Origin of the sequence: Teichococcus oryzae (assembly GCF_008386565.1) — a bacterium.
GTDB lineage: Bacteria > Pseudomonadota > Alphaproteobacteria > Acetobacterales > Acetobacteraceae > Pseudoroseomonas > Pseudoroseomonas oryzae.
In genome coordinates this window covers 531,973-552,521 of the sequence record NZ_VUKA01000002.1, presented here as the reverse complement: position 1 = coordinate 552,521, position 20,549 = coordinate 531,973, and the positions used below count along the sequence as shown (strand labels likewise).

Annotated in this window: 16 protein-coding genes; 5 read left to right on the top strand and 11 right to left on the bottom strand. The window is 70.9% G+C overall.

What is annotated here, in order from left to right:
- The 3 genes from F0Q34_RS08725 to F0Q34_RS08715 all read right to left on the bottom strand — a co-directional run.
- Positions 1 to 1,447 (bottom strand): class I SAM-dependent methyltransferase (locus tag F0Q34_RS08725; RefSeq protein ID WP_206667974.1); only part of this gene is annotated, 1,447 nt, incomplete at its 3' end.
- 403 nt (positions 1,448 to 1,850) lie between these two features.
- The gene (locus F0Q34_RS08720) at positions 1,851 to 3,023 is read right to left on the bottom strand and encodes a 2-methylaconitate cis-trans isomerase PrpF family protein (RefSeq protein ID WP_149811759.1); all 1,173 of its coding nucleotides are present in this window, start codon (positions 3,021 to 3,023) and stop codon (positions 1,851 to 1,853) included.
- On the bottom strand, positions 3,020 to 3,937 hold the full coding sequence (locus tag F0Q34_RS08715) for a GntR family transcriptional regulator (RefSeq protein WP_161600806.1): 918 nt from the start codon (positions 3,935 to 3,937) through the stop codon (positions 3,020 to 3,022). The genes F0Q34_RS08720 and F0Q34_RS08715 overlap by 4 nt, the downstream gene beginning before the upstream one ends.
- Before the next feature lie 121 nt (positions 3,938 to 4,058).
- On the opposite strand from F0Q34_RS08715, the gene acnA reads away from it, so the two are divergent.
- A complete protein-coding gene (gene acnA / locus F0Q34_RS08710) occupies positions 4,059 to 6,842 on the top strand; it encodes an aconitate hydratase AcnA (protein ID WP_149811757.1) in 2,784 nt (927 codons plus the stop codon).
- Between the two features lie 21 nt (positions 6,843 to 6,863).
- On the opposite strand, the gene F0Q34_RS08705 is transcribed toward acnA, so the two are convergent.
- Entirely contained in the window at positions 6,864 to 8,651 is a 1,788-nt protein-coding gene (locus F0Q34_RS08705) for an AI-2E family transporter (RefSeq protein ID WP_149811756.1), read from the bottom strand.
- Between the two features lie 133 nt (positions 8,652 to 8,784).
- Between F0Q34_RS08705 and F0Q34_RS08700 the strand changes: the two genes are divergently transcribed.
- Complete coding sequence (locus F0Q34_RS08700) at positions 8,785 to 11,796, top strand: response regulator (RefSeq protein ID WP_149811755.1); 3,012 nt, start codon at positions 8,785 to 8,787, stop codon at positions 11,794 to 11,796.
- A complete protein-coding gene (locus tag F0Q34_RS08695; RefSeq protein WP_149811754.1) occupies positions 11,793 to 12,179 on the top strand; it encodes a response regulator in 387 nt (128 codons plus the stop codon). Before F0Q34_RS08700 ends, F0Q34_RS08695 begins: the two co-directional genes overlap by 4 nt.
- A gap of 16 nt (positions 12,180 to 12,195) precedes the next feature.
- Here the strand turns inward: F0Q34_RS08695 and F0Q34_RS08690 are convergent, their stop codons facing one another.
- On the bottom strand, positions 12,196 to 13,443 hold the full coding sequence (locus F0Q34_RS08690) for an ABC transporter substrate-binding protein (RefSeq protein WP_149811753.1): 1,248 nt from the start codon (positions 13,441 to 13,443) through the stop codon (positions 12,196 to 12,198).
- A gap of 156 nt (positions 13,444 to 13,599) precedes the next feature.
- Positions 13,600 to 15,366, bottom strand: coding sequence for an SLC13 family permease (locus F0Q34_RS08685; RefSeq protein ID WP_149811752.1), 1,767 nt, complete (start codon positions 15,364 to 15,366; stop codon positions 13,600 to 13,602).
- 179 nt (positions 15,367 to 15,545) lie between these two features.
- Here F0Q34_RS08685 and F0Q34_RS08680 point away from each other — a divergent pair, with 179 nt between their 5' ends.
- The gene (locus tag F0Q34_RS08680; protein ID WP_149811751.1) at positions 15,546 to 16,205 is read left to right on the top strand and encodes a DUF533 domain-containing protein; all 660 of its coding nucleotides are present in this window, start codon (positions 15,546 to 15,548) and stop codon (positions 16,203 to 16,205) included.
- Here the strand turns inward: F0Q34_RS08680 and F0Q34_RS08675 are convergent.
- The 4 genes from F0Q34_RS08675 to mobB all read right to left on the bottom strand — a co-directional run bounded on the left by F0Q34_RS08675 (position 16,186) and on the right by mobB (position 18,819).
- Positions 16,186 to 16,611 (bottom strand): CBS domain-containing protein, encoded by a 426-nt coding sequence (locus F0Q34_RS08675; protein WP_241665396.1) that lies wholly within the window; start codon positions 16,609 to 16,611, stop codon positions 16,186 to 16,188. The two genes, F0Q34_RS08680 and F0Q34_RS08675, sit on opposite strands and share 20 nt — an antisense overlap.
- Before the next feature lie 74 nt (positions 16,612 to 16,685).
- Positions 16,686 to 17,006, bottom strand: a complete 321-nt coding sequence (locus F0Q34_RS08670) for an antibiotic biosynthesis monooxygenase family protein (RefSeq protein ID WP_149811750.1) — start codon at positions 17,004 to 17,006, stop codon at positions 16,686 to 16,688.
- A 59-nt stretch (positions 17,007 to 17,065) separates the two neighbouring features.
- The gene (locus F0Q34_RS08665) at positions 17,066 to 18,331 is read right to left on the bottom strand and encodes a molybdopterin molybdotransferase MoeA (protein WP_149811749.1); all 1,266 of its coding nucleotides are present in this window, start codon (positions 18,329 to 18,331) and stop codon (positions 17,066 to 17,068) included.
- Complete coding sequence (gene mobB / locus F0Q34_RS08660; RefSeq protein ID WP_149811748.1) at positions 18,319 to 18,819, bottom strand: molybdopterin-guanine dinucleotide biosynthesis protein B; 501 nt, start codon at positions 18,817 to 18,819, stop codon at positions 18,319 to 18,321. The genes F0Q34_RS08665 and mobB overlap by 13 nt, the downstream gene beginning before the upstream one ends.
- A gap of 155 nt (positions 18,820 to 18,974) precedes the next feature.
- Between mobB and F0Q34_RS08655 the strand changes: the two genes are divergently transcribed.
- The gene (locus tag F0Q34_RS08655; RefSeq protein ID WP_149811747.1) at positions 18,975 to 19,973 is read left to right on the top strand and encodes an NADP-dependent oxidoreductase; all 999 of its coding nucleotides are present in this window, start codon (positions 18,975 to 18,977) and stop codon (positions 19,971 to 19,973) included.
- A gap of 91 nt (positions 19,974 to 20,064) precedes the next feature.
- On the opposite strand, the gene F0Q34_RS08650 is transcribed toward F0Q34_RS08655, so the two are convergent.
- On the bottom strand, positions 20,065 to 20,322 hold the full coding sequence (locus F0Q34_RS08650) for a GlsB/YeaQ/YmgE family stress response membrane protein (protein WP_149811746.1): 258 nt from the start codon (positions 20,320 to 20,322) through the stop codon (positions 20,065 to 20,067).
- Positions 20,323 to 20,549: the final 227 nt, after the last annotated feature.

The following is a 20,549-nucleotide window of genomic DNA, read 5'->3' as shown; positions in this document are numbered from 1 at the left end:
GCTTCTCCAGCAAGTAAACAACGTAATCGTCCACAACCCCATGCGGATCGTAAAACGAAAAAATACACAGCCTGCGCGTCATATCGGAACCGTTGGTGGAAATGCGGCGTGGCGGCCAGGGCAGCGGCTCCGGGCGGCTGCTGGAAACGGCAGCAACCTCCTGGGCGCCCTTGTCGCGGTTATGGTCGGGGGAAGGAAGCGCGGGCATCTCGCCAGCATCCGGAAGGCTTGCGGTGGGCGGCGCGGCCGCGGCGGGGAAATGCCCGGGCGGCGCCGGAAGGGCGGGTTGGATGGTGCCGCTCCTGCCACGCATGCGCCGCCGCACCGGCTCCGGGATCAGGGCCAATCCCCGGCGCACCGGGCCCATGCTGCGCCACAGGGTGCTTTGCTGCAATTGCCGCAGGGTTTCGCGCGCCGCCTGCTCCTGGCCGGTCAGCAGCGCGATCATGTTGTTCTGCTGCTCGCTGAGGCGCGTCTGTTCCAGAAGCTCGGCGCGCAGCACCTCGGCCGTCCGCCGCAGCGCCCTGGCATGCTCCTGCAACGTCTCGGAATGCTGCTGCAGCGTGCCCAGCTGCGCGCCGGCCGCCTGGAGCGAGGCTTCGGCATTGTCGGCGCGCTCCTCGGCCTCGCGGAGCCGCCGGCCCAGTTCTTCCTGTTCCTGCTGGCCCGCGGCCAGTGCCTGACGGGCTCCGCTCAGGGCGACACTATGCTCGCTCAGCTGCTCCCGGACCGTCTCCAGCTCGGCGGAGTGATCCTCAAGGGCCTGGTCCCGCGCGGCGGTGGCCAATTGGTAATGCTGCGAAACCGCGGCGCCAAGCCGCTCATAGGCGGCGCGGATGGCTTCGCGCTCGGCAGGATCGCTTGAGAAGAGCGGCCTCAGGCCCGGCGGGATCTCGGGCCCGACGGCCAGCACCCCCAGGCCATGGCCATGATGGAACTCAAAGGAAGGATGCGCTTCCGCGATTTCAGCCCAAAGCCTGAAAACGCCGAAGCCGCGTTCCCGGACGCGGGTATCGTGGAACAGAACCACGCCGCGTTCGGAAAGCTTGGGCCGCCAGGACGAGTAATCCTCCAGCACATCCTCATAAGTGTGGCGGCCATCGATATGCAGGAGATCGATCGAGCCATCCTCGAACTGCTGCAATGCTTCCTGGAAGAAGCTGCGCGTCAGCCGGGAAAAGCTGGCATAATCCTGGGCGTTGATCCCGCTGACGAGCTGGAAGACTTCTTCGCCATAGAAGCCGGCATGCTCGTCGCCTTGCCAGCTGTCGATGGCATGGCACTTCGTTTCCAGGCCGAGCTGCTTCACCGCCTGGCAAAAGGCGAAATAAGAATAGCCGTTATGCGTGCCGAGTTCGACAAGGCAACGCGGCTTCGCGGCCTCGATCAACCAGAAGGCGAACGGCCCATGCTCCAGCCAGGCGGATTCAGGAATGTGCTTCGGCACCCAGAAAGATGAAGCGCTGATACAGGGTACCGGATGCCGCCCTTCCAACGAAGGTGCTGTTGCGTTGCCAGGCGTCAGACCTTCAGCCATTCCAGTTCCCTAATTCCGCAGACAACCTGCGGTGCTCCCGCGGGCCGGTACCCGGCTGCCGCCGCGCCTCTCCTAAGCATGAGGCTTCCGCAAGGGGCAAGCGTGAGCTGGCATCAGTGTGGCCGTGCGGGCGCAATTCCTCAAGCGCCGGCCGCGCCACCATCCTGGCGTGGGCCATGGCCATTCCGGCATTCCGCGGGCGATGGAAAGCTCCCGGACTTCCCAAGGGGAGGCCCGCATGACCCGGCCCTCCAGCCCCGGCGCCTGGGGCGGCGCGCATGGCTGCCAAGGTGGGAGGACCGGCGGCGTGGCCTCAGGCGGCCGTGTTCAGCGGCGCCATCGCCGCGCCGGGGACCCAGACGCGGCCATCGAACAGCCGGCGCGCCGTGCGATAGAAGGAGCCGGCGCGCGCCACCCAGGCGCCATCCTCCCGCGCCACATCCGCGCCCACCGTCAGCACGCCGGATGGCATGCCGATGCGCAACGCACCCTCGCCGGCGGCGGGGGACAGCGCCTCCGCCACCACCGTGCCGCTGATCCGGGCGGCAACGGCGGTGCAGAGCGACACGGTGAGCGGCAGGGCGCGGTGCGGCTGGCCGTTGGACAGCACGCGCGCCACCAGGTCCACCTCCTCCGCCCGCACGGTTTCGCCGGACAGCGTCCGGCCCTCGGCCGGCGGGCTGACGAAGCCGATATAGGGCACGCTGGTGATGCCGCGCGCCGCCTCCACATCCGGCGCGATGCCCATGCGCACCGCCGCCTGCAACCGGATCGCCTGCAGCAGGTCCAGCATCGCCTGGTTGGCTTCCAGCTGGTCCGGCAGTTCCAGCCCGGTCAGGCCGATGTCGCGGGCGCGCACGAACACGGCGGCGTTGGCGGCATCCACCAGAGACACTTCCAGCGGGCCGAAGCCGGGCACCTCCAGCATGTCGCGCTCGGCGCCGCTCGGCAGCAGCTTGCCGGTGGTGGCGCCGCCGGGCTGCACGAAATCCAGCCGGATCGGCGCGCCCGTGCCGCCCACGCCGGGAATGGCGAGGTCGCCGTCATAGCGGGCGCGGCCATTCTCGATCGGGAAGGTGGCGTGGATGATCTTTTGCGTGTTGGTATTGAAGATGCGCACGGTGGCGCTGTCGCCCTCGGCCCGCAGCAGCCCCTCATCCACCGCGAAGGGGCCGACGGCGGAACTCATGTTGCCGCAATTGCCCTTGTAATCGACCCGCACCTCTTTGATCAGCACCTGCGCGAAAGTGTAGTCGATATCCGCGTCCCGCCGCTCCGACGGCGCCAGGATGCAGACCTTGGACAAGGAGGACACGCCGCCGCCCATCCCATCCAGCTGCCGCCCGTAAGGATCGGGGGTGCCCATCGCGGCGGTGAAGATCGGCGTCCAGGCCGCGCGGTCGGCCGGCAGGTCACGGGCATGCAGCATCAGCGCCTTGCTGGTGCCGCCACGCATGAAGACGGCGGGGAGGGAACGCTGGATCATGGGGTTTCCTTTGTGGTTTCGGCGGAGCCACCGGCCCGCCGCAGCAGCCGCACCTTTTCTTCCCCCGCATGGACGAGGTGGCCTTCAAGCAGCCGCGCCGCCGCGTCGCGGTCATCGGCCATCAGCCTGTCCAGGATCGAAAGATGCTCGAAACATTGGTGGCGGACGCGCCCGCGGTCCAGCACGGCGCGGTATTCCACCAGCCGGCGAAGCTGGTTCTGCCGCACCACCATCTGCAGCACGAAGCGGTTGCCCGACAGCGTGGCCAGCGATTCATGGAAGGTGGAATTGGCGGCGAACAGTTCGGCATCGCCGGCGCGGAACACGCCGCCTTCCGCCAGCATCCGCTGCTGCGCCCGCAGCCGCTCCAGCACCGCCGGGTCGGGCGCGAAGCCGGGCATCCGCAACGCCGCCGGCTCCAGCGCGGCGCGCAGGGCATAGCTTTCGGCGCAGGCCTCAGGTCCGTCGATCATCGGCAGGAAGGACCAGCGGCGGGACGGGCGCTGCTCGATCCAGCCTTCCTGGGCGGCGCGCGCCAGCACGCGGCGCAGGGCATCGCGCGCTAGGCCGGTGCGCCGCATCGCCTCGCTTTCCGACAGCACGGCGGGCAGCTCGCCCGCCAGCCGGGCGCGGGCCAGGGCGAGATAGGCGCGCTCCTCCGCCGGGGCACCGGGCAGATCCTCGGCCAGGGCCATCTCGGCGGCGTCGCGGGCCAGGAACAGGCCACGGCGCGGCGGGCGCGGCACCAGCACGCCCTGCGCCGCCAGATGCGCCAGCGCACCGCGGATGGGGGAGCGGGAGGTGCCCAGCACCGGCTCCAGCGATTGTTCCGTCAGGTGGTGGCCAGCCGGCAGCCCCTCGGCCCGGATGTGGTCGAGGACGCGGTGCGCCAGCAGCACGTGCAACGATCCCATTGGCCCTCCGCGCGGCTTTCTTGTATGATACCTGGATATGGTACAAAACGCCAGCCGAACTGCCTCCTGGCCTCCCAGGCGCCCCCTGCCCCCGCGCCCCTCGCACAAGGAACGTCCCATCATGGCCGCAGCCCCTGCCCTGCAAACCCTGACCGCCGGCGGACGCAGTCTCCGCTACGTTTCGATCGCCGATGTGCCGGGGGTGGAAACCCTGCCCGTCACGCTGCGCATCCTGCTGGAGAACCTGCTGCGCCAGGCGGCCCTGCGCGGCGCCGACACGGCGGAGGAGGTGCGGGCGCTGCTGAACCGGGAGGTCGGCAGCGGCATCACCTTCTACCCGGCGCGGGTGTTCGGCCAGGACATCCTGGGCCTGGTGATGCTGGTGGACATGGCCGCCATGCGCGATGCCGTGCAGCGCGAGGGCGGCGACCCCTCCACCGTGTCCCCCAAGGTGCCGATCGACGTCATCATCGACCATTCGCTACAGGTGGATAGCTGGGCCAACCCGGATGCCGCGCGCATCAACCTGCAGCGCGAATATGACCGCAACGGGGAGCGATTCGCCTTTCTGCGCTGGTGCTCGTCGAGCTTCGACGGAGTGCGCGTGGTGCCGCCGGGCAAGGGCATCATGCACCAGCTGCACATCGAGCAGATCGGCCGCGTGGTCTGGACCGACAACACGCCGGAAGGCGAGATCGGCTATCCCGACAGCTGCGTCGGCACGGACAGCCACACGCCGATGGTGAACGGCCTCGGCATCCTCGGCTGGGGCGTGGGCGGCATCGAGGCGGAGGCGGTGATGGTGGGCAAGCCCGTCGCCATCGCCCTGCCGGAAGTGGTGGGCATCGAGGTGAAGGGCGAACTGCGTGACGGTGTGCTGCCGACCGACCTGGTGCTGGCCATCACCGAGAAGCTGCGCTCCCTCGGCGTGGTCGGCAAGTTCGTCGAGTTCTTCGGACCCGGCCTCGACGTGCTCTCCCTCGGCGACCGCGGCATGATCGCCAACATGGCGCCGGAATACGGCGCGACGGCGGTGTTCTTCCCGGTGGACCGCCGGGCGCTCGACTATATGCGCGTCACCGGCCGCAGCGAGGAGCAGGTGGCGCTGGTGGAGGCTTATTGCCGTGCCCAGAAGCTCTGGCATGACGAGACGGTGCCGGCGCCGCGCTTCGAGACGGTGCTGACGCTGGACCTTGACACCATCCGCCCGGCCATCGCCGGCCCGCGCAACCCGGAAGACTGGCTGGACCTTGAAACCGCCCCCGCCGCCTTCGCCGAGCACCACCGGCAGATCGGCGGCCGGCCGATCGACCCGGCCCGCCGGGTGCCCGTCGCCGGCAGCGATTTCGCGCTGTTCGACGGCGCGGTGGTGATCGCCGCCATCACCTCCTGCACCAACACCGCCAACCCGGCCAACATGATGGCGGCCGGCCTGCTGGCGAAGAACGCGGTGGCGCGCGGGCTGCGCTCCAAGCCCTGGGTGAAGACCTCGCTGGTGCCGGGCAGCCAGGTGACGGCCTCGGTGCTGGAAAAGGCGGGCTTGCAGGGCGACCTCGACGCGCTCGGCTTCCACATCGCGGGCTTCGGCTGCACCACCTGCAATGGCGGCTCAGGGCCCCTGCCCGAGCCGGTGGTGGATGCCATCGAGCGCGAGAAGCTCGTCACCACCGCCGTGCTGTCCGGCAACCGCAACTTCGAGGGGCGCATCCACCCGAATGTCCGCGCCGCCTATCTTGCCTCGCCCGCGCTGGTGGTGGCCTATGCGCTAGCCGGCTCGCTGACGGTGGACATCACGCGCGAGCCGCTGGGCACCGGCAGCGACGGGCAGCCCGTGTATCTGCGCGACATCTGGCCCAAGGCGGCCGAGGTGTCCGCCGCCATCGAGGGCGCTTATGCCCGCGACCTGTTCGTCGAGAAATACGCCGAGCTGTATGAAGGCGGCGAGCCCTGGGACGCGCTGGCCCGCCCGCACAGCGAAAGCTTCGCCTGGGAGGCGGACAGCACCTATATCCGCCGCCCGCCCTATTTCGACGGGCTGACGCGGGAAGCGCCGCCGGTGCGAGACATCACCGGCATGCGGCCGCTGGTGATCCTGGGCGATTCGGTCACCACCGACCACATCTCGCCTTCCGGCGCGATCAGCCTGGGCACCCCGGCGGCGGATTTCCTGCTGTCCAAGGGCGTGCAGCGGAAGGACTTCAACAACTACACCACGCGGCGCGGCAACCACGAGGTCGCGGTGCGCGCCACCTTCGCCAATATCCGCCTGCGCAACCGCATGGTGCCCGGCGTTGAGGGCGGCGTGACCAGGGTGATGCCGGAGGGGACGCAGATGCGCGTCTTCGAGGCGGCGCAGGAATACCTGCAGCGCGGCGTGCCGCTGGTGGTGGTGGCCGGGCGCAACTATGGCTGCGGCTCCTCCCGCGACTGGGCGGCGAAGGGGGTCGCGCTGCTGGGCGTGAAGGCGGTGATCGCCGAAAGCTTCGAGCGCATCCACCGCACCAACCTGGTCGGCATGGGCGTGCTGCCGCTGCAATTCGCGCCCGGCACCACGGCCGAGACGCTGCGCCTGGACGGCAGCGAAACCTTTGACGTGCTGGACCTCGCCACCGGCATCGGCGTCCGCGCCGAGCTGCGCTGCGTCATCCACCGCGCCGATGGCAGCAGCGAAACCATTCCGCTGACCGCGCGGCTGGATACGGCAGAGGATGTGGAATACTGGCGCCATGGCGGCATCCTGCCGCGCGTCTGGCGCTCCTACGTCACCGGCACGCCGATGCGGGAAGCGGAAGATGGCGCCACGCCCCCCGCGCTGCGGGACGGAACCGGCCCCGGCCGCGAACTGCCCGATGCCCTGCCGGCCAGCGACACGCCAAGCGAGGCGCAGGGGCCGACGCTGGGCTGATCGGCCGATTGGGGCGGCGCCTCAGCGGGGCGGCGCCACCGGCTGCCCCGCCGAGGCTCGCCACAAGGCTGCCAGCTCGCCCAGGGAGGTGACGATGGGATGCCCCGTCGCCTCCTGCCGCAGCGCCCGCAGCATCGCGCTGTCGGGCCGCGCGTGCCAGACGCCGATGGCCAGCCCGGCCTCCGGCAGGGCCTTTTCCCAGCGGCGGATCAGCAGCCTGACGCTGGCGGCGCTGCTGCCTTCCTCGAGCACCGAGATGCAGCACAGCCGGACCCGCGCGGCGATCTCCGGCGGCAGCTCGGCGCCCTCCGGTGTCATGGCGGCCGCCACGCCCTCCGATTGCAGCGCCAGCGCGGCGATGGAGGCCGACAGGTCGTCCAGCCGCCCCCGCCCGGCGGCGCACAGGCAGAGCGGCGCATCCTCCGGCGGCTTGCCGACGCCCGCCTCCTCCGGCAGGACCTCCAGCAGGGCGGCGGTTCGCGCGCGGACATCCTCCAGCCGCTCCGGCTCCAGCTCCTCCCGCGCCCAGTCGCGGTCGGCCAGCACCAGGGCGGGCAGCGCCACCCCGTCCAGATAGGCGGTGAGGGACGGCTCCTCCCGCAGGCTGCGGCGCGCCTGCTCCAGCTGCCCGGCCGCGTCGCCCTGCAACAGGCGCTGGTAGAAGCTTTCCTCCGGCCGCAGCGACGGGCTGTCCCCCAGCATCACGTTCAGGAAGCCCAGGCTCGGCACATGCCGGCCCAGCACCACCAGCACCACGGTGAGCGGCGTCGCCAGCAGCAGGCCGATGGGACCCCAGATAAAGGTCCAGAACACGGCGGCGATCAGCACCGCCACCGGCGAAAGGCCGGTGGAGCGGCCGAACACCATGGGTTCCGCCACCTGGCCCATCAGCGGCTCGGCCACCAGGAACAGGCCCAGCACCCAAAGGGCCATGCCCCAACCCGGGTCCACCGCCACGGCCAGCACCAAGGGCGGGATCAGCGCGATGAACAGGCCCAGGAACGGCACGAAGCGCATCAGCCCCGTCAGGATGCCCCACAGCGCCGCGCTGGGCAGGCCGAGCATCCACAAGGCCGTGCCGATGAAGGTGCCAAGCGCCGCGTTCAGGGCCACCTGCGCCAGGAACAGCCGCGACAACCGGCGCGCCGCGTCGTTCAGCGCGACGGTGGTGCGGTGCAGGTCCCCGCTGCCGGCCAGCCGGATCACCCGGTCGCGCAGATCCTCGCGGTACAGCAGCACGAAGATGGTGAACAGGATCACCACGCCGGCCGTCGCCAGCGGCCCCAGCACCGGCCCCGCCAGGCCCTGGATCACGTCCAGTGGCGTGGTGCCGATATCGGGCGGCACGGCGCTGCTGGTGCCGGGGGCCCCGGCCGTCTCGCCGCGCGCCGCCGCCGGGATGCCGTCGCCGATCATGCTGCGCAGGTCTTGCAGCGCCAGCCGCGCTTCCCGCATCAGCTCGGCGAGCTGCAGGTTCTGTAGCTTCTGGCGCAGGTTCTCCTGGTAGTCCGGCAATCCGCCCATGAGGCTGCCGGCCTGCCGCGCCATGACCATGCCGAGGCCAAGGATGGCGCCGGCGCTGAGCAGCACCGCCAGCACCACCGCCAGGGCCCCGGGAATGAACAAGCGGCGCAGCGCCGCAACCACCGGCGCCAGCACGAAGGCCAGAAGCACCGCCAGCACAAGCGGCACGATCACGTCGCGGCCGAAATACAGCCCGGCAATGATCAGCGCCGCGGATAGCAGCCCCGTATGCAGCGTGGGGGCGGTTCTGGCGGGCGAAGCCGGGCCGGCCTGGGGAGGGATCATGGGCGGAACTCCTGCGGCACTGGCAACAGGCCGTGAGCCGGCTCAACGCCGCAGCGCCCAAGGTGGTTTGCCTTCGCCGTGAACCCCAGGCCCCTGGCACGCGTTACCGGAAGCAACCCTGGAACCACCGCCCTTGTCCGCTTCCGCCTCGCCCCGCCCAAGCTCCCGCCTTTTGCGCTTCGCCCTGCCTCTTGCGCTGGGACTTCTGGCCCTGTCGCTGGCGCTGGGCATCGCCGAATGGCGCCTGGGGGTGGCGGGCCGGGCGCAGGACGCCCGCGCCTCGAGCTATGTGCTGGATGCCGAGGCCCTGCTGTCGGCGCTCAAGGATGTGGAAACCGGCCAGCGGGGCTTTGTCCTGGCTGGCGACGAGACCTATCTCACGCCCTATGAGGAGGGCCGGCGCCGGGCCACCGAGCTTCTGGGCGCCCTGGAAGCGGCGGCGCCCCCCGACAAGGTGGCGGAAGGGGACGAGCTGTCCACCGGCCGGCTGCGCGGGCTGGTGGAAGGCAAGCTGGCTTGGTCGGCGGAAGTTGTCGCCCTGCATCGCGCGGAAGGGCGCGACGCGGCCGTGCGCCGGATCGGGACGCGCGAAGGCAAGCAGTTGATGGATGGCGCCCGCGCCGAGATCGCCAGGCTGCAGATGGCGGCGCGGCAGCAGCAATTGCGGCGCGCCATCCGCGATGAGCGCCGGGCGCCGTGGCTGGCCGGCGGCTCGCTGGCCGCCGCGGCCGCCGCCTGCCTGTTGCTGGCGCTGTATGCCCGCAACCGCCGGCGCGCCGAGCGGCGGGCCACCGCCCTGCTGGACGGGGTGCTGGGCCATGCGCCGGTCGGCCTCGGCTTCCTCGACCAGCGGCTGCGCCTGCTGCACGCCAACAAGACCCTGACGGAAATGAGCGAGCGCGTGCTCGGCGCGCAGGACGGCACCTTGCCGGAGGAGGCGCGCGAACAGATCGAGCCGCAGCTGCGCCGCGTGCTGGAGGGCGGCCAGGCGCAATCCGATGTGGAGGTGACGCTGCGGCCGCAGGGCAGTGGCGCCCGCCACCTGCGGATGAGCTTCTTTCCGCTGCATGGCGGCGGCTCCGCCCACCGGCCACTGGAAGGGGTGGGGCTGGCGGCGATCGACATCACGATCCGCCGCCGCATGGAGGACCGCCTGCGCCGCAGCGAGGCGCGGCTGCGCATGATCGTCGATTCCGTGCCGCAGCTCGCCTGGATGACCGATCCGGGGGGCGAGGTGCAGTGGTACAACCGCCGCTGGTTCGACTACACCGGCGGCCGCCTGGAGGAGATGCGCGGCTCGGGCTGGCAGGCGCTGCTCCACCCGGACCACGCGGACGCCGTGATCCAGCGCTTCCGCGACGCTGTCGCGGCCGGGGAGGCATGGGAGGACACCTTTCCGCTGCGCGGCGCGGACGGGCAGTATCGCTGGTTCCTGTCGCGCGCCTTGCCGCTGCGCGACGCGCCGGACGCCGAATCCCCCGAGGGGGGGCTGATCGGCTGGTTCGGCACCAACACCGACATCACCGAGATGCGCGAGGCCGAGGAATCCCTGGCGCTTGCCAAGGCAGCGGCCGAGGACGCCAACAAGGCGAAAAGCCAGTTCATCGCCAATATGAGCCACGAGCTGCGCACGCCGCTTTCCGCCGTGATCGGCTATTCCGAGATGCTGGAGGAGGAGGCGGAAGAGCTGGAGGGCGGCGAGAATTTCCGCGAGGACCTGGCGAAGATCAACGCCAATGCCCGCCACCTCCTGTCCCTGATCAACGACGTGCTCGACCTGTCCAAGATCGAGGCCGGCAAGATGGAGGTGCAGCCGGAGGATTTCGACACCGCCGCCCTGCTGCGCGAGGTGGCGGGCACGGTGGAGGCGCTGGTTTCCAAGAAGAACAACACGCTGTCCCTCGACATCGCGCCGGACCTTCCGGGGATGCATTCGGACCCGGTGAAGCTGCGGCAATGCTTGTTCAACCTGCTGGGCAACGCCGCCAAGTTCACCGAGCGCGGCCGCATCACGCTGAGCGCCGCCGCCGATGCGGAACAGCCCGGCTGGCTGGTGTTCGGCATCGCCGACACCGGCATCGGCATGACGGCCGAGCAGCTGGAGCGGCTGTTCCAGCGCTTCACCCAGGCCGACAGCTCCACCACGCGGCGGTTCGGCGGCACCGGGCTCGGCCTCGCCATCACCAAGGCCTTCAGCAGCATGCTGGGCGGCAGCATCGGCGTGACCAGCGAGCCCGGCCGCGGCACCTGCTTCACCATCCGCCTGCCCGCCGACCTGCGCAGCATCCGCGCCGAGGAGCATGAGCCGGCGGTGCAGGCGGGCGCCGCGTCGCTGGCGGAGGAGGAGGCGGCGGCGGCGCAGGAGGCCGGGCTGATCCTGGTGATCGACGACGATGCCGCCACGCGCGACCTGCTGGCCCGCTTCCTGCGGCGGGAAGGCTTCGCCGTCCGCATCGCGCCCGACGGCAAGGCGGGCCTGGAGATGGCGCGGATGCTGCGCCCCGCCGCCATCCTGCTCGACGTCATGATGCCGCGCCTCGATGGCTGGGGCGTGCTGTCGGCGCTGAAGGCCGATCCCGAGCTGGCGGAAACGCCCGTGGTGATGGTGACGGTGGTGCAGGAACGCGGCCTCGCCTTTTCGCTTGGCGCCGCCGACTACCTGAACAAGCCGGTGGAATGGGACCGGCTGAAACGCGTGCTCGACCGCTTCCGCGTCCAGCCCTCGCCGGGCACCGCCCTGATCGTTGAGCAGGACATCGACCAGCGCGCCGAGTTGCGCCACCTGCTGGAGCGGGAAGGCTGGAAGGTGGAGGAAGCCGAGGGCACCGCTGCCGCGCTGGCCCGCATGGCCGCCCAGCCGACACCCGGCCTGCTGATGGTGGAAGTCCAGGGCAATCATGAGGGCGACGGCTTCACGCTGATCCAGGAACTCCGCCGCCGCCCCGAATGGCGCTGCCTGCCCATCATCGCCATGACCGGCGGCGCCGTGGATGAGGCCGAGCTGCGCCAGCTGCGCGCCGCCATACACGAGGTGGCGCCCGGCGAAGACGGCATCCCCGGCGAGTTGATCGAGGAGCTTCGCCGCATCGCCGCCTCCCCGCCGCGCCTGCCCGCCGCCCTCAGCCCCGAAGGAGATACGCCATGACCAAGATCCTGCTGGTGGAGGACCATGAGGAGCTGTGGGATTTCCTGTCCCGCCGCCTGCGCCGCCGCGGCTTCGAGGTGGTGCTGGCGCATGACGGGCAGCAGGGCGTGAACATGGCGGGACAGGAAATGCCCGACGTGATCCTGCTCGACATGAACCTGCCGGTGATGGATGGCTGGACGGCGGCGCGCACCCTGCGCGGGCAGGAAGGCACCGCCCGCATCCCCATCATCGCGCTGACCGCGCACGCCATGTCGGGCGACCGTGCCAAGGTGATCGAGGCCGGTTGCGACGACTACCACCCGAAGCCGGTGGACTTTTCCCGCTTGCTCGAACAGATCGACACGGTGCTGCTGCAGCGGGAGGAGGAGCAGCCAGGCTGAGGCGGCTCCTGGATGGTCAGTTGGCGGCCAGGGAACATCCCCCTTCCGCCACCGGCCGGAAGGCCTGCTCGGCTGGCGTCGTGCCCACCAGCTTCAGCAGGTCCCACGGCCCGGTGCTTTCGGCGGGCTTCTTGGCCTCGAACAGGTACATCGGGTGGATCTTGCGGCCATCGGCGCGGATGGTGCCGGCGCCGAAGCAGTCATCCTCGGTCGGCATGCGCTTCATCGCGGCCACCACCTCCCGGCCATCCGCCTTGGCGCGGGTGGCGCCCAGCTCGGCCACCACCTTCAGGTAGTGCAGCGTCGCCGAATAGGCCGAGGCATGGTCCATGTTGGGCATGTTGCCGTTGGTCAGCCTCGGCTTCAGCCGCTCGGTGAAGGCGCGGGTGCGGTCATTCAGGTCCCAGTAGAAGCTTTCGCTGATGGTCAGCCCCTGCGCCGTCTCAAGCCCCAGCGACTTGATGTCCTGGATGAAGGCGACCAGCGCGGCCGGGCGGATGCCGCCCCGCATCAGCCCGAACTCGGCCGCCTGCTTGACGCAGTTCAGCATGTCCGTGCCCGCATTGGCGAAGGCCAGCACATTGGCCCGCCGCGCCCGCGCCTGGATCAGGTAGGAGGAGAAATCCGTGTTGCCCGGGAAGGGATGGATGGCCGAGCCCACCACCTGCCCGCCTTCCTTCTCGATGATGCGGGTGGCATCCGCCTGCATGGTCCTGCCGAAGGCGTAGTCGGCGGTGAGGAAGAACCAGCGATCGCCGCCCGAGCGCAGCAGCGAGCGCGCGGTGGAGTTGGCGTTGGACCAGGTGTCGTAGGGCCAGTGGATGGTGTTGGCGTTGCAGGCCTTGCCCGTGAGGTCGGAGGAGGCCGCGCCCGTGTTCAGGTGGACCTTGTTCCGCTCCGCGACGAGGTTGCTCACCGCCAGCGCGATGGCGGAACTGCCGACATCCATCACCACATCGACATCGTTGCGGTCGAACCACTGGCGCGTGATGGCCATGCCGACATCGGGGCGCTGCTGGTGGTCGGCCAGCAGCACCTCCACCTGGAGGCCCCGCTCGGCCGCGTTGAAATCGGCCACGGCCTGGCGCGCGCAGATCGCGCCTGTCTCGCCGGTGATATCCTTGTAGGGGCCGGAAAGGTCGGTCAGCACTCCGATGCGGAGGGTGGGGCTCTGGGCCCGGGCGCGCGTCGCGCCGCCAGCCAGCAACAGGCCGCCGGCCGCCAGGGCTGCCCGGCGACCAATTCCGGCGGATAGCTGGGACATTCTTCTTTCTCCTCCCTCGCTGCCAAGGCCAGCAGAAGCCAGGCGGCAAGACTTTTCGTTTCATTCAATGAAATTTTGTTTCATTATAAGTCTAGCAGTCAATATTTCTTTCAAGGAACAGAAATCTCCGCTGTTCCATGCCGCCTCTCGCCGGCCTCAACCCGGCCCCAATCCCCAGACCAGCGCGATCAGCGGCACGCCCACCAGCAGCACGATGGCGGTGAGCGGCGCGCCCAGCCGGGCGTAATCACCAAAGCGGTAGCCACCCGGCCCCATCACCAGCGTGTTGCATTGATGCCCGATCGGCGTGAGGAAATCGCAGGCCGCGCCCACCGCCACCGCCATCAGGAAGGCATCCGGGCTGAGGCCGAGGCGCCCCGCCAGGCTGGCGGCGATCGGCCCCATCATCAGCACGGTGGCGGCATTGTTCAGGAACGGCGTCACCGCCATGGCGATGGCCATGATCAGCCCCAGGGCGGCCAGCGGCGGAATGCCGCCCATCAGCCATTCAAGGCCGGCCGCGATCAGGTCGGTGCCGCCGGTGCTCTGCACCGCCTCGCTCACCGGGATCAGCGCCGCCAGCAGCACCAGCACCGGCCATTCCATCGCCTCATAGGCTTCGTGCATGGACAGCGCGCGCAACAGCAGCAGGACCACCGAGGCGGCGAAGAAGGCAATGGCCACCGGCACCACATGCAGCGCCACCAGCAGCATCGCGGCCCCCATCACGATCACCGGGATCCAGGAGCGCCGGCTGCGGCCCAGCGTGATGCTGCGCTCGGTCAGCGGCAGGATGCGCAGGGTGGACAGGGCATCCGCCATGCCTTCCACGCGGCCGCGCAGGATCAGCACGTCGCCCGCGCGCAGCCGCAGCGTGTCGAGGCGCTGCGCCACGCGGGTGCCGCTGCGGCTGACGGCGAGCAGCCCGACGCCGAAGCGCTCCGCCAGCCGCGCCTGCGCCACCGTGCTGCCGAGCAGCACGGATTCCCCCGTCACCACCCCTTCCACCACGCTGGCTTCCTGCCCCTGGGCATTGCCGCCCGCGAGTTGCAGCCCGGCCCGGGCCATCACCCGCTCCAGCTCCTCCGGCTCGCCGCGCAGCAGCAGGGTGTCGCCGCCGCGAAGCTGCCATTGCGGCGTTGGCAGGAAGCGGCGGAAGCGCTCGCGGATCACGGTGGCGACGGTGACGCGGCCTTCGCCCAACTCCTCGAGCCGGGCGACGGTCGCGCCGTCCAGGGCGCTGCCGGGCGGCAGATGCGCCTCGGTGGTGTAGGCCTCCAGCGTCATCGCGGCGTCCAGCCCCGCGCCCGCGCGCCGGCCGCGCGGCAACAGCCGCCAGCCCACCGCCAGGAAGGCCAGGCCGCAGGCCGCGATGCCGAGGCCCACGGGCGTGAAGTCGAACATGCCGAAGGGCTGCCCGGTGACCTCCTGCCGCACGCGCGCCACGATGATGTTGGGCGAGGTGCCGGTCATGGTGATCAGCCCGCCGATCAGGGAAGCGAAGGCCATCGGCATCAGCAGCGCCGAGGGCGAGGTGCCGGTGCGCCGCGCCAGCTGCAGCGCCACCGGCATGAAGATGGCCAGCGCGCCGATGTTCTTGGTGAACACCGAGGCCACCAGCACCGCGCCCGCCAGCACAGGCACCTGGCTGCGGGCGCCGCGCAGATGCGGCAGCACCGGGCGCATCATCCGCTCCACCGCGCCGGAGCGCGCCACGGCGGCGCTGACCAGCAGCGCCGCGGCGACAATGATCACCACATCGTCCGAGAAGCCGTCGAACGCCTTGTCCATCGGGATGATGCCGACCACCACCCCCGCGAGCAGCGCCAGCAGCGCCACCAGGTCATAGGCGATGCGGCCCCAGATGAAGAGCCCGATGGTGATGCCGAGGATGCCGAAGGCCAGCGCCTGATCCAGAGTCATCCGTGCAGGAACCGGGGCAGGAGCCGGGCCGCGAGGCGGGCGGGGCGGGTCGGCGAAAGGCACATGCGTCAGGGTCCCATCGTGGAAAGGCCTTTGCCTCAACCCGCCCCTTACCGGCCGGTTGCCGCGGCGCAACCGCGGCAACATGGCCCCGTTGGAGCTGGCAGGAGTTCATGCCCATGCCCCTAGCGACCCGCCGGCTGCTCGCGGTGTTCTTTCCGGCCGCGGCGCCGCCCGACGAGGCAGGCCGGATGCCGGCGGTCCCGGCGCCGGCGGTGCCGCCGGACCTCATGGCCGCCTTGCCGGAACTGCCGGAGGCCGCCGCGCGCCGCCGCGCGCCGCCCCCGCCGCCCTACCGCGTGCTGCAGGAGAAGCTGGGCACCAAGCTGCTGCATGCCTGGCTGCAGAACCGCCACCAGACGCTGTTCCCGCTGGCCCTCAACCTGCGCAACCTCGATGCCGAAGGGCGGCACCTGCTGGTGGAGATGCTGGCCGCCAGCGCCCGCATGGCCAGTCCGCAGGAAAACCAGGCGGGAAATGGGGCCGAGGAACGTGCCGCCCTTGTGCTGTCCACCCTGGGCGGCGGCGCGGAGGATGCCGAGCGGCTGGCCGCCGCGCTACAGCAGCCGCATCCATTGCCGGAGCTGCTGGAGGCGGTGCGGGCGGCGGGGCTGGGGGCGCAGGCCTATGTGGCGGCCCTGCTGCTGGCGGGCCGCAACGCCCGGCTGGAGCGGAGCTGGGCCGATTACCTGGCGGCACGCTTCGCCCTGCCGGCCGAGCTGGTGCTGGACCTGGAGCGCCGCGCCGCCTCGCGAAGGATCAGGCGGATGGCTCGGTGATCGCCCGCAGCGCCTGTTGCAGGACCTCATTGTCCAGCATCAGGCGCCGCGACAGGTCGGCCAGCGTGATCCAGCCCACCACCCGGCCTTCCGCGTTCAGCACGGGCATGCGGCGGATATTCTGCGCCGCCATCAGGTCCATGGCGCTTTGCACCGAATCGCCGGGCCGGCAGCCGGTGACCGGGCTGGTCATGATGTCGCCGACACGGGTGGCGGCGGGCGCCCGGCCCTCGGCCACCAGCCGGTACAGGATGTCGCGGTCGGTGATGACGCCGAGCAGGTCGTCCGGCCCGCCCACCGGCAGGGCGCCGACATCCAGCTCGCCCATCATCTCGGCGGCCTGCTGCACCGTGGCGTCGGGCGCGATGAACTCCACGTCCCGGCTCATGAAGGCGGCCACTTCCATTCCGCGATGCTCCATCCAGAGGAACGGGAACTGCCGCCGTTGCCAGCGGGTTGCGCCGGAACGCCCGGCTGGGCTCAGGCGGCGGGGCCGACGGTCTGGATCACTTCGAAGCCCTCGAATTGCGGCGGGCCAAGATAAAGCGGCTTGCTGCCGCCGGCCCCGCGATGCGCCGCGCGGAACGCATCCGACCGGGTCCAGCTCTCGAAATCCGCCTTGCTGCGCCAGATGGTGTGGGAAGCGTAGAGCACATGATCCTCCCGCATCGGGCCGCGCAGCAGATGGAACTCCACAAAGCCGGGCACGGTGTGCAGGTGGGATTCGCGGTTCATCCACATCTGCTCGAAATCCCCCTCGGCGCCGGGCGCGACCTGGAAGCGGTTCATGGCGATGAACATGCGGGGCTCTCCTGTTGGCAGCAACTCAGATGGGGCCGGATGCGGCGCGGGCCAGCCCTTCAAAGCAGGCCCGCGAAAGGCAGCACGGTCACCAGGGCGCCGGGGCTGACATCGGTGCCGTCCTCGGGCAGTTCGGCGAAGGCATCGCTGCCGGTCAGCGAGGTGAGGGATGCGGAGCCCTGCCGCGGAAAGGCATGCGCCACCGGCAGCCCGTCCGCCGATGCCTCCACCGTGACGCGGAGATATTCCCGCCGGCCCGGCTTCTTGCGGTGGGCGAACGCCGCGCGGGCGGCGAAGCGCGGCAGCTTCTCCGGCCGGGCGCCGCACAGCCGCAGCACAAGCGGCCGCGCGAGATGCAGGAACGCCACCACCGCCGCCACCGGGTTGCCGGGCAGGCCCAGCACCGGCGTGCCGTCCACCACCCCCATGGCCGCCGGGCGGCCGGGCTTCACCGCCAGCCGCCAGAATTGCAGCGTGCCGCAGCGGGCGATGGCGGCGCGCACATGATCCTCGTCGCCGCCGCTGACGCCGCCCGAGGTCAGCAGCAGGTCATGCGCGGCGGCGGCCTGGCGCAGCGCCGCCTCGGTTTCCGCCGCATGGTCGGGCAGCAGGCCCAGATCCACCGGCTCCACCGGCAGGCCGGACAGGAGCGCCAGCAGGGTGAAGCGGTTGCTGTCGAAGGTCTGCGCGGGGCCGAGGCGGCCACCGGGGGGCACCAGCTCGTTGCCGGTGCTGAACACGCCGATGCGCGGGCGCGGGCGCACCGCCAGGCTGTTCCGGCCCAGCGCGGCGGCGAGGCCGATTTCCGCCGGGCCGAGCCGGGTCCCTTCCGGCAGCGCCTCCGCCCCGGCCGCCAGATCCTCCCCGGCGGGCCGGCAATTGGCGCCGGGCCGCAGCACCAGGGCGATGCCGGCGGGCAGGTGCAGGGCGCCGCCCTCGGTGCGCGCATCCTCCTGCATCACCACCGTGTCGGCTCCCGGCGGCAAGGGGGCGCCGGTCAGGATGCGGCAGGCCTGGCCGGGGCCGAGCGGCATGCCCGGCGCCGTGCCCGCGGCCAGCCGCCCGGCCAGGGGCAGCCGCGCCGCATCCCGCGCGGGCAGGTCGGCATGGCGGAAGGCGAAGCCATCCACGGCGCTGTTGCCGAAGGGCGGCAATGGATGCGGCGCCAGCAGGGGTCCGGCCAGCACCCGGCCGCGGGCCGCGTGCAGCGGCACCGCCTCCCGCGCTGCTGGCGCCGGGATGCCGGCCACCACCAGCGCCCCCGCCGCCTCCACGGTCAGCGGCGCGCCGCCATGGGCGAAGCAGTCGGCCCCTAGCCCGGCCATGGCGCCGCGTGCCGCAGCACCAGTTCCGCCACGGCCTCCACATCATCGAGCGGCGCGTGCGGCAGGGGGGCGGGCGGGATCACGTCGCTGGCCACGGCGCGGATCGCCGGGTCTTCGGGATGCAGCCAGGGCTTGCCATTAGCGGCGCGGTGCACCTCGATCTTCGGGTGGCGGTCGCGCTTGAAGCCTTCCACCAGCACCAGATCCACCGGGTCGAGCTTCGCCAGCAATTCGGCGAGCGGCGGCTCCGGCGCGCCGCGCAGCTCGGTCATCAGCGCCCAGCGCGCATCGGAGGACACCAGCACCTGATGCGCCCCCGCCTGCCGGTGGGTGTGGCTGTCCTTGCCCGGCTGGTCCACGTCGAAGCGGTGATGAGCGTGCTTCAGGGTGGAAACGCGCAGTCCGCGCCCCGTGAGGCAGGGGATCAACCGGGCGAGCAATGTGGTCTTGCCGGCGCCGCTCCAGCCGGCCAATCCGATCAGGCGCATGGCGCGGGCTTAGGCCGTGGCCCGCGCCACGGCAAGATGCCGCCGGCACCGCCCCGGCGGGCCGGTGTTGCGCATCGCCCGCTTCGCGCCAACCTTGCGGGGGCCGGAACAGGGGTTCGCCCCTGGTCCGGCGCGTCCGCACAGGAAGGCGACCCATGACCGAAACCAATCTGCGCATCCTCCTGAAATCCCGTCCGCAGGGCCGGCCCGGGCCGCAGCATTTCGAGCGCTCCGAGGAACCCCGCCCCACGCCGCGCCCGGGAGAGGTGCTGGTCCGGCACCGCTTCCTGTCGCTCGACCCCTATATGCGCGGGCGCATGAGCGACGCGCCCTCCTATGCCGCGCCGGTGGCGCTGGGGGCGGTGATGGAAGGCGAATGCGTGGGAGAGGTGGTGGAAAGCCACCATCCCGGCTTCTCCACGGGGGATCGGGTCCGTGGCGCCCGTGGCTGGCAGCAATGGTCGGTGGCGCATGGCTCGACCCTCATCAAGCTGCCGGATCAGGACGGGGTGCCCGATTCGGCCTATCTGGGCGTGCTGGGCATGCCCGGCACCACGGCCTGGGTCGGCGTCACCGAGATCCTGCAGGTGAAGCCCGGCGATTGCTTCGTGGTGTCCGCCGCATCCGGCGCGGTGGGCAGCGTGGCCGGCCAGATCGCCAGGCGCATGGGCGCGCGGGTGGTTGGCATCGCGGGCGGGGCGGAGAAGACGCGCTTCGTCACCGAGGAGCTGGGCTTCGATGCCTGTGTCGATCACCGTGGCGATCTGGCCTCCGCGCTGGACGCGGCCTGCCCGAACGGCATCGATTGTTATTTCGAGAATGTGGGCGGGCCGGTGCAGGCGGCGGTGTTTCCCCGGATGCGGGATTTCGGACGCATCGCCTTTTGCGGCATGGTCGCCGAATACAACCAGGACCCGCCGCCGCCCGGCCCCAACCTGATGGCGCTGGTGCGCAAGCGGCTGCGGCTGCAGGGCTTCCTGGTGAGCGATCATCCGCGCGCCTGGAAGCAATGGAGCGAAGTCGGCGGCGCCTGGCTGCGCGAAGGCGGGCTGCGCTTCCGCGAGGATGTCGCGCAGGGCCTGGAAAACGCCCCCGAAGCCTTTGCCGGCCTGCTGGAAGGGCGCAATTTCGGCAAGCTGGTGGTGGCGATCTGAATGCCACGGGCGGCGCCGGCACCTTCCTTGCAGGGCCGGCGCCGCCAATGACCGGAGGCCCGGGCTGAACACCCGGACCGGATGCCGGTGGTCAGACGTGCGTGCGGCGGCCAGCCACCATGCGGTAGATGGCCAGCAGGATGATGGCGCCCACCACCGCGCCGATGAAGCCCGCTCCCTCGCCGGCCCTGTACCAGCCAACGGCCTGGCCCAGATAGGTGGCCACCACGGCGCCGACGATGCCAAGCAGGGTGGTGATGATGAAGCCGCCCGGATCGCGCCCCGGCATCAGGAACTTGGCAACCACCCCCGCGAGGAAGCCGATGATGATGGTGATGATGATGGACATGCTGCTGTCTCCGCCTGTGTCCCGCGCGTGCCGCCGCGGGTCTGCTTCCGGTTGAGAATGGATGAGGGCGCCTTGCCCCGCATCCGTCGTTGCGGCGCCCGGCGGCGTCGCCTTGCCAATTCTCTGCTGCGGAGGGTTTCCCATCCGGCCCCCCTGCAACGTGCCGCAACGGTGGCGGTTTCGCTGCGGCCGGCGGAACCGGACGGCTCAGGTGAGGATTCTGCTAC

Bases quoted from the DNA above. Each gene is read 5' to 3' on its own strand.
- F0Q34_RS08720 (WP_149811759.1), bottom strand. From the start codon at position 3,023: ATGATCCAGCGTTCCCTCCCCGCCGTCTTCATGCGTGGCGGCACCAGC.
- F0Q34_RS08715 (WP_161600806.1), bottom strand. From the start codon at position 3,937: ATGGGATCGTTGCACGTGCTGCTGGCGCACCGCGTCCTCGACCACATC.
- acnA (WP_149811757.1), top strand. From the start codon at position 4,059: ATGGCCGCAGCCCCTGCCCTGCAAACCCTGACCGCCGGCGGACGCAGT.
- F0Q34_RS08705 (WP_149811756.1), bottom strand. From the start codon at position 8,651: ATGATCCCTCCCCAGGCCGGCCCGGCTTCGCCCGCCAGAACCGCCCCC.
- F0Q34_RS08695 (WP_149811754.1), top strand. From the start codon at position 11,793: ATGACCAAGATCCTGCTGGTGGAGGACCATGAGGAGCTGTGGGATTTC.
- F0Q34_RS08690 (WP_149811753.1), bottom strand. From the start codon at position 13,443: ATGTCCCAGCTATCCGCCGGAATTGGTCGCCGGGCAGCCCTGGCGGCC.
- F0Q34_RS08685 (WP_149811752.1), bottom strand. From the start codon at position 15,366: ATGACTCTGGATCAGGCGCTGGCCTTCGGCATCCTCGGCATCACCATC.
- F0Q34_RS08680 (WP_149811751.1), top strand. From the start codon at position 15,546: ATGCCCCTAGCGACCCGCCGGCTGCTCGCGGTGTTCTTTCCGGCCGCG.
- F0Q34_RS08675 (WP_241665396.1), bottom strand. From the start codon at position 16,611: ATGGAAGTGGCCGCCTTCATGAGCCGGGACGTGGAGTTCATCGCGCCC.
- F0Q34_RS08670 (WP_149811750.1), bottom strand. From the start codon at position 17,006: ATGTTCATCGCCATGAACCGCTTCCAGGTCGCGCCCGGCGCCGAGGGG.
- F0Q34_RS08665 (WP_149811749.1), bottom strand. From the start codon at position 18,331: ATGGCCGGGCTAGGGGCCGACTGCTTCGCCCATGGCGGCGCGCCGCTG.
- mobB (WP_149811748.1), bottom strand. From the start codon at position 18,819: ATGCGCCTGATCGGATTGGCCGGCTGGAGCGGCGCCGGCAAGACCACA.
- F0Q34_RS08655 (WP_149811747.1), top strand. From the start codon at position 18,975: ATGACCGAAACCAATCTGCGCATCCTCCTGAAATCCCGTCCGCAGGGC.
- F0Q34_RS08650 (WP_149811746.1), bottom strand. From the start codon at position 20,322: ATGTCCATCATCATCACCATCATCATCGGCTTCCTCGCGGGGGTGGTT.